The sequence below is a fragment of the Nannocystis bainbridge genome (assembly GCF_028368995.1).
Classification (GTDB): domain Bacteria; phylum Myxococcota_A; class Polyangia; order Nannocystales; family Nannocystaceae; genus Nannocystis; species Nannocystis bainbridge.
This window is the reverse complement of sequence record NZ_JAQNDL010000003.1, coordinates 901239-914148: the sequence shown is the minus strand read 5'-3', so window position 1 is coordinate 914148 and position 12910 is coordinate 901239. Positions and strand designations below refer to the sequence as shown.

The following is a 12910-nucleotide window of genomic DNA, read 5'->3' as shown; positions in this document are numbered from 1 at the left end:
CGGCGCGGCCGCCCCGGTGCTCAGCCGCCGCCGACGGCGGCCGAGAGGTTGTGCATCAGCTTGGCCAGCACGCGCCTGGTCTCCGACTGGATGATCGCCTCGGGGACCGCCACGTTGGGCATGGTGCGGGTCCGGAAGGTGACCGTCGTGCCGCCGGTGCTGGCGTCCTCGACCACCCATTCGTTCCAGTACTCGACGAAGTGCTCCGAGGCGATCAGCGTCTCTTTCCAGCCGTGGGCGGTCGGGCAGCGGCGCGTCTCGAGCTCGAAGGGGGACAGCAGCCCGCGGGTCTTGAGCTTGACGCGCTCGCAGTTGCCGTCCGGGGTGGCCTTGGCCGACACCGTGAAGGGCGACAGACCGTGCGAGCGCTCGGCCTTGCCGAGGACCTCGCGCACGGCGGTCGGCGCGACGGCGAGGGTCACGCTGGCGACCACTTCGCCCTTGGCGGTGATCTTGGTGGAGATTTTCGGCGCGTCGGCGGCGGCGTCGGCGGAGGTCGCGGCCACGAGCGCGGCCGCGGCGACGGCGGACAGCGCCCAGCGAGTGCTACCGGCGGAGAAGGACGTCACGCGAGCGGCGGTCATCGAGCCCAAACTATAGCGCCGAATCATTATTCCGGGCGGCGGCCCTGTGGCCGAGATCGGCGGCGAGCGCGGATCTGTGCGGCAGAAGCCCGGAATTTGCGGTCTGCGGGCCCCGTTCGCGCAGAGCGGTCTCAGGCGAATGGGCCCGCGTCGTCGGCCGGAAGGTCAGGTCGCGGTGAGCCCGCAGCGCGCGGGTCGGCGGACGAGCCTGGAGGATCGAGGAGGGCGGAGCGGCGATATGCGAGTCGGCGACGCGTGCGGCCGCGGCGGGCCCGGCGGCGCTCGGGTCCGATGCGCGTCCGATGTTGCGTTCTGGATGCGGAGCGGATGCGAGTTCGTGGGCGAGGTCGTGGGTGCGTAGCGAATGCGAGTCCGCGGGCGAGGTCGTCGAGGCGGGTCGGACGCGAGTCCGCGGGCGAGGTCGTCGATGCGGGTCGAATGGAAGTCCGCGGGCGAGGTCGTCGATGCGGGTCGGATGCGAGTCCGCGGCCACGTAGCCGAGACGTCCGAGGCGGGCCGCGTCGTGGATGCGAGTCGAATGCGAGTCCGTGGCGGCATAGCCGCGCCGTCCGAGGCGTGGCCGTGTCGAGGGGACGAGTCGTGGCTGTGGGTCGCATGCGAGTCCCGAGGACACGCACGCCGATGCATGGCGAATGCGAGTCGAGAGCGCGCGGGCGTGCGAGCCGCGAGCGAGTCGGGGACGCGCTCGTAGGCGCGGGGCGAATGCGAGTCGAGGAGAACGCGGGGCGTGCGGGTCACAGTCGCGTCAGGGGTTCGCAGACGCGAGCCGGGTGCGAGTCCCGAGGATGCACGCGCCGATGCGAGTCGAGGGCGTGGGTGGATGCGCGACGAATGCGAGTCGACGAATCCGGCGCGATTGCGAGTCGGAGGACGAGCCGCGCGGTACGGAGCGCATGCGGGCCCCAGGAGATCGCGCCACCCATGGTCGCGCGCACGCTCGAGTCCCATGCGGCCCGTCGGTCCAGGCCGCGGACCGAGTCGCAAGTTGGCAACGGCAGGCGGGAGCGGCGGACGATCGGGCCGGTCAGCCGGGCTCGGTCAATTGCCGCCGGAGGGCCCGCAGCGGGTGCCTGCGCCACGCGTAGGCCTCGCCGGCGCCCGCGTACCAATGGTCGGCCGCGTCGAGGTCGAGCAGGGCCAGGGCGCGCCACGCAGGGTCGGTCGGGGCGGCGGCGGCGAGCTCTGCGTGGGCCACCCGGGCGCGCGCGAGCTGTTGATCGGCGACGACGCTGCTGGCGATCGCGGCGACCGCCACGAAATCGTCGATCGCGCCCTGCAGGGCGGTGCGGGCGGCGGCCAGATCGCCGCTGGCGCGCAGGTGGAGGCCGAGCAGCAGCAGCACTTCGGCCCGGCGCTCGCGCACCCACCAGGCGTCGCCGGCGAGGTCGGTGACGAGCACGCCGCGCAGGCGCTCGACGGCGTCGCCGTGGCCGCTGCGGGCGAGGCCGGCGAGGTCGAGGTGGGCGCGCAGGACGATGTCCTCGACCAGAGTGGAATGCGGGTCGACGAGGCCGAGCGCTTCGCTGCGCAGGGCGGTGGCGGCGTCGTCGTCGCCGGCTTCGTCGGCGTGGTGGGCCAGGTGGGCCAGGCAGCGGGCGCGGTCCGGCGAGGCGCCGGGGGCGAAGCGGGCCAGGGCGTCGCAGCCAGGGCGCAGCAGGGCGTGCGCGACCCGGGGATCGCGGGTGTGGAGGCTGGCGAGCACGCGCAGCTCGATGGTCCGCGCGTGGGCCGGGCCGAGCTCGCGCTCGAGGATCGCCAGCGCCTCGCGCAGCGCGGCCTCGCGGGGCGCGGCGTCGTCGGTCGCCAGGGCGAGGTTGGTCAGCGTGTACGCGGCCTCGACCCGCGCGGGGCCAGGCGCGGCGCGCTGGACCTTGAGGGCCTCGTCGAGCAACCCGCGGGCTCTCGTGAACTCGCCGGTCGAGCGGGCCAGCACGGCGGCGTTGTTGAGGAGGAGGCCGCGCAGGCGATCGTGGGGCGGCAGGCGAGCGACCAGGGCCTCGGCCATCGGCAGCTCGGCCAGGCCGCGGGCGGTGCCGTCGGCCTGGCGCCCGCGCACGAACACCAGCAGGGCGGCGGCCTCGGCGGCGATCTCGTCGGCGCCGGCGCGCACGGCGGTGAGCAGGGCCTGCTGCAGGCGCGCGGCGGCGTCGTCGGCGTCGTCGTGGAGGCGCAGCTCGCCGCGGCGCAGCAGGACCTCGGCGAGGGTCGGCGCGTGGCCGGTGGCCTCGGCGGCGCGCACGAGCCGGTCGGCCAGCGCGAGCGCGGCCGGGGTGCGGGCGACGCGGCCCATGGCGGCGAGCTTGACCAGGCCGTCACGCACGGCGGCGACGCGAGCCGCGGCCTCGGGGTCGGCGGGCGGGGCGACGGCGGCGTCGAGGGCGGCGACGTCGCTGCAGCGGCTCAGCGCCGGCAGACCGCCGACCAGCTCGAGCGCGTGCAGCGGGACGGCGGGGTCGCGCTCGCCGAGCAGGGCCGTGGCCTCGGCGAGGGCGGCCTTGCGCTCGCCCAGGCAGGCCATGCGGCGATCGAACAGCGGATCCGACTGTTCGCCGCGGCGATGGGTGACGCACGCCTCGTGGTGCTGGGCGGTCCAGGCGGCGGCGTAGGCGTCGAGCGAGCTGGCCACGCGTGGCCACACCTCGGTGGCGAAGGCTGCCCCGGCGGCGACGAAGTTGCCGGCCGCGACCCGCCGCTGCGGCCCGTCCCAGGCGGCGGCGATCTCCGCGGCCCCGCCGCTGCAAAGGTCGAGGCTGGCCTCGTGGGCCTTGAAGGCGAAGAAGCTGGCGGCCACGCCGAGGCCGGCGAAGGCCAGCAAGATCCGCTGGCGCTTCATCCACCGCTGCAGCCGCTCGGCGACGGTGTAGCTGTGGGCCGAGACCACGCGCCCGGCCTGGAACCGCCGCAGGTCCTCGGCGAACCCGGCGGCGGTCGGGTAGCGCTGCTCGGGGCGGGCCGCGGTGGCCCGGTGGGCGATCGCCGCCAGCTCGCGCGGGACCCCGGGCACCCGCTCGCGCAGGTCCTCGAGATCGGCGGCCTTCACCCGCGCGACGAGGGCGTCGCCGGTGACTTCGGCGAACGGCGGGCGCCCGGACAGCACGTGGTAGAGCAGGGCGCCGAGGGCGTAGATGTCGCTGCGGGCGTCGACCGGCTCGCCGCGGGCCTGCTCGGGCGGCATGTAGCGCAGCGTGCCGACGATCGTCCCGACCTCGGTGAGGTCCTCGCCGGTGCGGCTGCGCTGGCCCGAGCGCGTGGTCTGCTCGGCCTCGCTGTCGCTGCGACCGGCCAGGTCCTTGGCCAGGCCCCAGTCGATCACCACCGTCTCGCCGAACCGACCGATCAGCACGTTGGCCGGCTTGAGGTCGCGGTGCAGGACCTGCTGGTCGTGGGCGTAGGCGATCGCGTCGGCGACGGCGATCACGTGCTCGACCAGACGCAGGCGCTCGCCGAGATCGCGGGTCTCCTGGATCTTGGCGTCGAGGCTGGCGCCGTCGACGAGCTTCATGCAGTAGAACGGCTCGCCGGTGGCGCGGTGGCCGAGGTCGTACAGCGGGACGATGCTCGGGTGCTGCAGGCGGGCCGTGATCGCGGCCTCGCGGGCGAACCGACGCTGGGCGTCGGGGCTGTCGCGCAGCAGCTCCTTGATGGCGACGACGCGGCCGAGGCGGCGATCCTCGGCGCGCCGGACCACGCCGAGGCCGCCGGACGCGAACACCTCGCCGAACTCGTAGCGGGCCTCGCCGCGCGGGGGGAGGTCGCGCGGCGGCCAGGTCGAGCGGCCCTCGGGGCAGTTGTCGAGGGTGGCGACGAGGGTCGGGTCGCGCACGCCGACGACCTCGAGCCCGGCCCGGAAGTCGCCGACCGCCATTCGTGACATGTCCTCGGGGACATGTCCTGCGAATGACCGGTCGCCCAGCTCCACCGGCACCACCTGCACGTCAGCCGTATGGGCAGGACCTGCGCGCGGGTCAAGGCGCGTCAGCGCCCGGGCGGCGAGGCTGACGGCGTTCTCGAACCGCGAAACGATGATGGGCCGCCGGTCACAGCGCGACCTGAAGCTGCAGGCGGACCAGGTCGGCGGCCAGATCGGCGGCGCCGCGGTCCCAGGTGCGGAACCAGTCGAGCTGGAGCTTCAGGTTGTGACCCGCGAAGTAATAATTGAGGCCGCCGCCGAGCTCGTTGCGGTCGGGCATCGAGGTCACGCCGAGTCCGCGGATCCCGCTGGTGCGGATGGCGGGCTCGAGGCCGGTCCGCGGGATGAGGAAGGCCGCCTGCATCATCCAGCCGCGACCGTTGCGCGCGGCCTCGACGGGCAGCGGAGCGCCCATGTCGTCGACCGCCCCGCCGGGGTTGCGCCGGCCGTCGCGCCACAGGAACGCGGCCTCGAGGCTGAAGCCGGCCCACTTGAACATCATGTCGGTGGTGAGGTTGTGATAGTTGGTGCTACCGCCGTCGGCCGGCGGGCTGCCGAGCACCCCGCGGTTGTTGCGGGCGCGGTCGTTGAAGGCGTAGGCGAACCCGAGGCTGAGCCTCGGCCTTCGCAGGCGGGTCTGGTCGCTGGCCTCGTAGTCGTCGAACAGTCCGAACGGCAGGAAATCGAGGCGCGCGGTGTACATCAGGCCCGGGTCGCTGAACCGGTTCTGATCGCGCCCGTCGCCCATGAAGACGCCGGCGTAGTAGCGCAATTTGCCGAGGCCGCCGAGGTCCTCCGAGCGCACGTCGAGGCCGATGTCGCGGTCGACGTTGAACTCGCCGTTGGCCAGCGAGCGGTCGACCAGCAGCGGGTTGATGTCGGCGATGTTGCGCTCGCGGGTGTACATGACCCGGTAGATGCCGATCCGCAGGTTGGCGTCGCGCAGGCGGTCGAACACCACGTAGTTGTCGAGCAGCGGGCCGGCGCGCGCGACCCCGTCGACGAAGTTGAGCTCGCGCGGGGCCACGGCCAGCTGCACGAAGTACTTGATGCTCTTGCTGAACACGTTGCCGGAGAAGACCAGGCGCAGGCGCCGGATCTCGAACGCGTGCTCGTAGGCCGCCCCGCCCTGGCGCCGCCCGCTGTACATGAAGCCGGTGCGCAGGCTCAGCGACAGGGCGTAGCGGCCGTCCTTGCTCTTGACCTCGAGGCCCTTGCCCGCGGTGAACTTGAGCGGGCCGTCGCCGACGGTGCCCGGGGCGAGCAGCAGGTGCTCGCGCGCCGGCGGATAGAAGCGGTCCGGATCGGGGGCAGGCGCGGGCGGCGGCGGGGCGAGCGCGGCGAGCAGGAGCAATTGGAGCATGACGCGCGGGGGGCCGAGAGGTAGCGCAGGAGGGCGTCGCAAGGCCAGGGCGACGTTGTTCAGTATGCTGGAGAATATCCATTATGGTAAACCTCCTTCCGCCATGCCCCTGACCCGCCGCAGCTTCGTCGCCAGCCTGCCCGCCCTCGCCCTCGCCGGCGCGTGTCGCCCGTCGAGCGAGAACACCGGGGCGCTGCGGCTCGGCTACTTCCCCAACATCACCCACGCGACCGCGCTGGTCGGGGTCGAGCGCGGGCTGTTCCGCGAGGCGCTGCAGGCCGAGGGCACGGCGCTGGAGACGTTCACGTTCAACGCCGGCCCGGCGGCGATCGAGGCGCTGCTGTCGGGGGCGCTCGATGCCACGTACGTCGGCCCCAACCCGGCCGTCAACGCGTTCGTCAAGTCGAAGGGCGAGGTCAAGGTGATCGCCGGCGCGGCCACCGGCGGGGCGTTCTTCGTCGTCCGCCCCGAGATCGCCGGCGCGGCCGACCTGCGCGGCAAGAAGGTCAGCACCCCGCAGCTCGGCGGGACCCAGGACGTGGCCCTCCGGACATGGCTCATCGGCCAGGGCTTCAAGGTCGACGAGTTCGGCGGCGGCGATGTCAGCGTCACCCCGCAGGAGAACGCACAGACGCTCGAGAGCTTCCAGTCGGGCGAGATCGCCGGCGCGTGGGTGCCCGAGCCGTGGGCGACCCGCCTGATCCTCGAGGGCGGCGGCAAGGTGCTGATCGACGAGCGCGACCTGTGGCCCGAGCGCCGCTACACGACCACGGTGCTGCTGGCGCGCAAGGGCCAGATCGAGGCCCGCCGGGCCACCCTGCAGGCGCTGGTGCGCGGCCACGTGGCCGCCAACAAGTGGATCGCGGCGAACGCCGGCGAGGCCCGGGAGGTCGCCAACGCGGCGATCAAGAAGGTCACGGGCAAGGCCCTGGCGCCGGCGACGATCGACCGCGCGTGGCAGAACCTCGAGTTCACGTCGGACCCGGTGCCGGAGGCCCTGGTGCGCAGCGCCGAGGACGCGCAGAAGCTCGGCTTCGTCAAGCTCGAGGGCTCCGACCTGCAGCAGCTGTTCGCGCCCGAGCTGGTCGCCGCGGCCGAGAAAGCCTGAGCGGGATCGGCCGATTGCGACGGGCCGCGCGCCGGCGCGAGACGTCGCTCATCAGGCGCGCCAGCTCCCTCGTGCTCGTGTCGTGGCTCGCGGCCGCCGGCCTCGAAGTGCCCGGCGCGGCCGCGCGAGCAGCCGCGGATCGACTCTCTTCTGGAAAAAAGACGGCGCCGCCATCGCGGCGGATGCTCGCGCGGCTGCCCGCAGGGGCACCGCAGATCATGGCCGGATGACCGTGTGATACGCTGCCCCCGAGCGATCGATGGCGAAGCGTCGCAGCAGTGAGGTCCCGGGCGAGTTCGGCGAGCCGTTCCTGCGGTGGCTGGGCGCCGCGACCGAGGAGGCGTGGAGCCGGGAAGAGGAGCCGACGCTCGCGGACTACGAGGCGTGGGGCGTGGGCGGCTCGCACTGGCGCCGCGGGACCCGGTGGACGGGCGGGCTGTCCGACGCCGAGCTGGCGCAGATCGAGCGACGATTCGCGGTCCGCTTCCCGGCCGATCATCGCCCGTTCTTGCAGCTGCTGCACGCGACCGAGCCGTGGATGGGAGGCGCGGGGTTCGCCGCCGACGATCGCCTGGTGCCGCGCGAAGAGCCCGGCTTCTACCACTGGCAGCGCGACGAGGCGGCGATTCAGGCAGCGCTCGCCGAGGTGCTCGACGGGCTGGTATTCGACGTCGAGGCGAATGCGCTGTGGCGCGACAGCTGGGGCCCGCGGCCCGGCGAAGCGGACCAGCGGCGCGCCCGCGTGGCGGCGCTGGTGGCCGGTGCACCGCGGCTGCTGCCGATCTACGGTCACCGCCACGTGCTCGCCGAGGGGCCGACGCTGGTGCTGTCGGTGTGGCAGAGCGACATCATCGTCTACGGCCACGACCTCCGCGACTATCTGCTCGCCGAGCTGCATGGCTTCGTCGGGGTCGAATACGAGCGGTCCGCCACCGACTTCGACGCCGTCGCCGCGATCCCGTTCTGGGGCGAACTCATCGGCTGACCTGCGGAGGCGGCCGCGCCTCGACGACGAACCGGGGCCGCTTCGCCAGGAGCGCCGTCCGCGAGGCGCCATGCCGGAGATATGCCCGATCGGGCATGTTTGAAGGAACATGTACACGAGGACATGTCCAAACGAGCATGTCCTTTTGTACCCAAACCTGCGGCCATGCCGCGGCGCGGCGCTCGCCGCGGTAAGGGCCAGATTCCGCGGCCGGCCGGGCGGCCTTGGCGGTGTCGGGGGCCGCGCCTGCGCCCGAGCAGGCTCGCGGAGATCCTCCCTCCGGCGTCGGACTCGCGGAGCCGCCGCCGGCGGGACGTGACGGTCTCTACAGGAATCGATGGAGTGGGGCGAGCGGACGACCGGGGATACGCGGGGGTCGGCTGGGGCGCGTGGTTGCCGGTGTCGGAGGTCGGCCCACGCTTGCGGATCGAGGATTTCACCATGCGCCCATTCGCCTCGCTCATCGTCGCTTCGTCGCTGCTATCGCTGTTGGGGTCGCTCGCCTGCTGGACCAGCGGCGAGGAGGGAGCGGCCATCGCCACGCTGGAGCCGCTGGCTGGCAGCGGCGTGCGCGGGACCGTCCAGTTCACCCGCGTCACCGCCAATCGCCTGCGGGTGCGCGCGCAGATCCAGGGCCTCACGCCCGGGCCCCACGGATTTCACATCCATGAGTTCGGCGACTGCTCGGCCGCCGACGGCAGCAGCGCCGGGCCGCACTTCAACCCCGAGCACAAGCACCACGGCGGGCCAGAGGGCCCCGATCACCACCTCGGCGACCTCGGCAACATCGAGGCCGACGGCGCCGGGCGGGCCGCGATCGCCATGACCACCGACATCATCACGCTCGACGCCGGGCCGCGCGGGGTGCTCGGACGATCGATGGTGGTGCACGCCGATGCGGACGACCTGATCACCGATCCGGCCGGCAACTCGGGCGCGCGGCTGGCATGTGGGGTCATTCGCGCGCCGTCGGGCACGACCCAGCCGATCCTTCCATAAGCGCAAGGTCGACCCGCGAGCCGGCGTGCACCGCCGGCACGTGGTCGTGACAATCGCGGGCGAAAAATTGCAGAGCCTCCGCCGTGCCGATGCACGACGTTGATAGGCTCGGTCCATGGCGTTTCGTCGGAGCGTGCGCGCGGGCCTCTTCCTCGGTGGATACGTGTCGTCGGCGGCTTGCCAGGTGGCGCCCCCGCCCGAAGTCGTCGAGGTGTTGCCTTGCGGCAACGGGGAGCCGCGCGCGTGGGTGATGGCCCCCGACTACGACGGCGTGCGCGAGCGCCTCGAGTTCGCCGGCTTCATCGTCGAGCCGCTGCCGCTCGACCGCTCGCCGTGGGGCCTCGACGGGCTGATCGTGTTCGGCTCGGGCGCCACCGAGCTGCCCGAGTACCCCGGGTACATGCAGAGCTACGCCGACGACCTGTATTTCTTCGTCGACGAGGCCAACGTCCTGCTCGAGCTGGCGCAGTCGGCCGAGGCCGAGGCCGAGCCGCCGTTCTTGCCGACCACGCACACGGCCCGGCGGGCGCGCGCCAAGCTGGTCGAGCTCGAGGTGCTGGAGCCCGACCATCCGCTGCTCGCGGGGGTCGAGATCGACGGCGGGCGGCTGGCCTGGCGCGGCGAGCTCGGGCGCGAGGCGTTCGTCGAGCAGGGCGGCTTCGAGATCGTGCTAGCGGGCGCGGGCGACGGCTCGAACGGGGCGCTGCTCGAGGGCGCGTACGGCCAGGGGCGGATCTTGCTGTCGACGCTGCCGCTCGACGCGCCGATGGGCTCGGACCTGCAGCAGGAGGCGTTCATCACCAACTTCTTCGCCAACCTCGCCGCCCACGTCGAGGGCGTGTGCGTGCGCGAGACGCTGCCGATCCGGCCGACGCCGCCGCCGCAGTCGCTGCCGTTCACCGAAGGCTCGACGGTGTTCGCGGTGCTGCCCGACACCCAGGTCTATTCGCTGCGCTACCCCGGGGTGTTCGACGCCCAGACGGCGTGGATCGCCCGCAACGCCGAGGCGCTCGGCATCGCCTACGCGTTCCACCTCGGCGACATCGTCAACAACAACACCGAGCTCGAGTGGGAGCGTGCCAGCGGCTCGATGAGCCTGCTCGACGGGGTCGTGCCGTACGGGATCGTGCCCGGGAACCACGACTATGGCCCGTCGGGCGACGCTTCGACGCGCGGCACCAAGATGAACGAATGGTTCGATTTCGACGACGCCGCGATGAGCCCCAATTTCGGCGGCGCGTTCGAGAAGGGCAAGCTCGACAACACCTATCATTTGTTCACCGCCGGCGGGCACGAGTGGATCGCCATGATGCTCGAGTGGGGCCCGCGCGACGAGGTGGTCGACTGGGCCAACACGGTGATGGAGCAGCACCCCGAACGCCTCGGCATCTTCGTCACCCACGCCTATCTCAACAACAACGACCGCCGCTACGACCACAAGGACAGCACGTCGCCGCAGGACTTCAACCCGCACGAGTACAACACGCCCGGCGGGGTCAACGACGGCGAGGAGCTGTGGCAGAAGCTCGTCCGTCGCCACCGCTTCGTGCTGACCCTCAACGGCCACGTGCTCGGCGACGGCACCGGTCACCTCGAGAGCATCAACGACCGCGGCAACGTGGTCCACCAGATGCTCGCCAACTACCAGATGCGCGAGCTCGGCGGCGAGGGCTACCTGCGCCTCCTCGAGCTCCTCCCCGACGGCAAGACCATGCACGTGCGGAGCTATTCGCCCCTGTTCGATCGCTACCTGCTCGGAGCCGACCAGCAGTACACCATCGAGCTCGACGTCGAATAGTGTGCCCGCGGCCCCGGCCTGGCCCACGTCCGCCGGCCCGGCCCCGGGCGCAACCGCCCGCGGTTTTTGTCTACGCTGCCTGGCGCATGCGTACGATCCCGCTCCTCGCTGCTGCTGCCATCGTCACGACTGCCGCGCCTGCGCGCGCCGCCGACGACCTGCAGATCCTCGAGACCGTGCTCGACCGGCCCACGGTGGTCACTCTCGGCGTGCAGGTGCTGATCGCCGGCGACGACGATCGTGACGCCGCGATCGAGCTGCGCTACCGCGTCATGGGCGAGGCCGCGTGGCAGGTCGGCGCGCCGCTGTTCCGCGTGCGGCCCGAGGTCGTGAACCTGCAGGTGCCGCAGCAGTTCGCCGGCAGCGTGTTCGACCTGCGGCCCGACACCACCTACGAGCTCGAGCTGCACGCCCGCGACCCTGACGGCCTCGACGAGACGTGGACGGTGACCGCCAGCACCCGGCCGGTGCCGGGCGATCCGGCCGCGCCCAAGGTGATCCAGGTCAGCGACGCCGGCGGCCTCGGTGACGCCCTCGGCGCGGCCCAGCCGGGCGACGTCATCGAGCTGGCCGCGGGGACCTATGGCGGCACCTGGTCGATCGAGGCCAGCGGCACCGCCGACGACCCGATCGTCGTTCGCGGCGCCAGCACGGCCGGCACGATCCTCGACGGCGAGGGCGCGGGCGGCAACGTGCTCGAGGTCTACGGCAGTCACGTGCACATCGAGCGCCTGACGATCCGCAACGCCAACCGCGCCATTCGCTTCCAGACCGCCGGCGCCGAGGGCAACGTCGTCCGCCGCCTCCATATCGAGGACGTGAACCTCGGCATCGGCGCGCGTCAGGACCAGCTCGATTTTTACCTCTGCGACAACACCCTCACCGGCCCGCTGGCGTGGCCGAACGTCTACTCCGACGACGGCGGCGTCAACGCCAACGTCGACGGCATCGTCATCCAGGGCTTCGGCCACGTCGTCTGTCACAACGAGCTGGTCGGCTGGGGCGACGCGATCAAGACCGAGCAGGACGGCGCGCGGGCGATCGACATCTACGGCAACGTCTCGCGCTCGGCCTACGACAACGCGATCGAGCTCGACGCCTCGGCCGGCAACACCCGGGCGATGCGCAACCTGCTGCTCAACTCCTATTCGCCGCTCAGCTTCCAGCCGATCTTCGGCGGCCCGGCCTACGCGCTGCGCAACGTGGTCGTCAACGTCAAGGACGAGCAGACCAAGCTGCACGCCAACAGCGACACCGGCGAGACCGTCGGCGCGGTGATCCTTCACAACACCTTCGTCAGCCCCAGCCGCGCCAATCAGGTCCAGACCACCGACACCGCCCACGATTTCCACCTCGTCAACAACCTCTACGTCACCCGCGCCGAGCCGGAGGGCGGGCAGACGGTGCTGCTGAGCGCGCCGATCGACAACGCGGTGATCGACTACAACGGCTACTGGCCCGACGGCGCGTTCGAGTTCGAGGGCGTCGGCGATTACCCCGACTTCGCGGCGATGCAGGCCGCCGGGGTGTTCGAGGCCCACGGCACCCTGCTCACCGCCGACATCTTCGCCAGCGGCTACGTCGCGCCCACCAGCTACATGCCGGTCGTCGAGGCGGTCGACGTGAGCCTGTCCCCGAGCTCGCTCGCGGTCGACGCCGGCGCTCTGCTCCACGGATACGGCGGGTTCCTCGGCGCGGCGCCCGACCTCGGCGCGCTCGAGGCCGGCTGCGACGCGCCGAATTACGGCCCGCGGGCGGAGGGCGTCGACGAGACCACCCCGCCGCCGCAATGCGGTGACCCGGGCGGCGAGACCAGCGACGGCGAGACCTCGGACGGCCCGGGCACCAGCGACGGGTCGACGAGCGACGGGCCGACCACCGGTAGCGATCCCACCGACGGGCCCGAGCCCTCGGGCGGCGACTCGGCCCCGACCACGACGGCGAATACCGGAGACGACCCGACCGCCGGCGGCCTCACGGGCGGCGATGCGAGCGAAACCGGCGGTGCGAGCGATTCGGGCGCGACCGCCGGTTCGGAGGGGTCAGGCGAGGGTTGTGGCTGCCGCGCGACAACGCGCCCGCCGGCGGCCCTGCTGCTGGTGCTGCTCGCATTCGCCCGTCGACGCCGGCGATGAGCGGTCA

Annotated in this window: 8 protein-coding genes; 5 read left to right on the top strand and 3 right to left on the bottom strand. The window is 72.5% G+C overall.

The features are described from left to right. Positions 1 to 20: 20 nt before the first annotated feature. The 3 genes from POL25_RS28950 to POL25_RS28940 all read right to left on the bottom strand — a co-directional run bounded on the left by POL25_RS28950 (position 21) and on the right by POL25_RS28940 (position 5878). Positions 21 to 584: a hypothetical protein gene (locus tag POL25_RS28950; RefSeq protein WP_272089472.1), complete on the bottom strand. Its 564-nt coding sequence runs from the start codon at positions 582 to 584 to the stop codon at positions 21 to 23. A 1045-nt stretch (positions 585 to 1629) separates the two neighbouring features. Further along, positions 1630 to 4539 carry a serine/threonine-protein kinase gene (locus tag POL25_RS28945; protein WP_272089471.1) on the bottom strand — a complete coding sequence of 970 codons (2910 nt, stop codon included), beginning with the start codon at positions 4537 to 4539 and terminating at the stop codon, positions 1630 to 1632. A 103-nt stretch (positions 4540 to 4642) separates the two neighbouring features. Continuing rightward, complete coding sequence (locus POL25_RS28940; protein WP_272089470.1) at positions 4643 to 5878, bottom strand: putative porin; 1236 nt, start codon at positions 5876 to 5878, stop codon at positions 4643 to 4645. A gap of 103 nt (positions 5879 to 5981) precedes the next feature. Here POL25_RS28940 and POL25_RS28935 point away from each other — a divergent pair, with 103 nt between their 5' ends. The 5 genes from POL25_RS28935 to POL25_RS28915 all read left to right on the top strand — a co-directional run bounded on the left by POL25_RS28935 (position 5982) and on the right by POL25_RS28915 (position 12903). After that, on the top strand, positions 5982 to 6986 hold the full coding sequence (locus POL25_RS28935; protein ID WP_272089469.1) for an ABC transporter substrate-binding protein: 1005 nt from the start codon (positions 5982 to 5984) through the stop codon (positions 6984 to 6986). 259 nt (positions 6987 to 7245) lie between these two features. Next, a complete protein-coding gene (locus tag POL25_RS28930; protein ID WP_272089468.1) occupies positions 7246 to 7971 on the top strand; it encodes a hypothetical protein in 726 nt (241 codons plus the stop codon). A gap of 441 nt (positions 7972 to 8412) precedes the next feature. Beyond that, on the top strand, positions 8413 to 8970 hold the full coding sequence (locus POL25_RS28925; RefSeq protein WP_272089467.1) for a superoxide dismutase family protein: 558 nt from the start codon (positions 8413 to 8415) through the stop codon (positions 8968 to 8970). Between the two features lie 115 nt (positions 8971 to 9085). Continuing rightward, the gene (locus POL25_RS28920; protein WP_272089466.1) at positions 9086 to 10768 is read left to right on the top strand and encodes a metallophosphoesterase; all 1683 of its coding nucleotides are present in this window, start codon (positions 9086 to 9088) and stop codon (positions 10766 to 10768) included. An 86-nt stretch (positions 10769 to 10854) separates the two neighbouring features. Next, the gene (locus POL25_RS28915) at positions 10855 to 12903 is read left to right on the top strand and encodes an MYXO-CTERM sorting domain-containing protein (RefSeq protein WP_272089465.1); all 2049 of its coding nucleotides are present in this window, start codon (positions 10855 to 10857) and stop codon (positions 12901 to 12903) included. Positions 12904 to 12910: the final 7 nt, after the last annotated feature.

Coding starts and splice junctions, on each gene's coding strand:
- POL25_RS28950 (WP_272089472.1), bottom strand. CDS start 584: ATGACCGCCGCTCGCGTGACGTCCTTCTCCGCCGGTAGCACTCGCTGG.
- POL25_RS28940 (WP_272089470.1), bottom strand. CDS start 5,878: ATGCTCCAATTGCTCCTGCTCGCCGCGCTCGCCCCGCCGCCGCCCGCG.
- POL25_RS28935 (WP_272089469.1), top strand. CDS start 5,982: ATGCCCCTGACCCGCCGCAGCTTCGTCGCCAGCCTGCCCGCCCTCGCC.
- POL25_RS28930 (WP_272089468.1), top strand. CDS start 7,246: ATGGCGAAGCGTCGCAGCAGTGAGGTCCCGGGCGAGTTCGGCGAGCCG.
- POL25_RS28925 (WP_272089467.1), top strand. CDS start 8,413: ATGCGCCCATTCGCCTCGCTCATCGTCGCTTCGTCGCTGCTATCGCTG.
- POL25_RS28920 (WP_272089466.1), top strand. CDS start 9,086: ATGGCGTTTCGTCGGAGCGTGCGCGCGGGCCTCTTCCTCGGTGGATAC.
- POL25_RS28915 (WP_272089465.1), top strand. CDS start 10,855: ATGCGTACGATCCCGCTCCTCGCTGCTGCTGCCATCGTCACGACTGCC.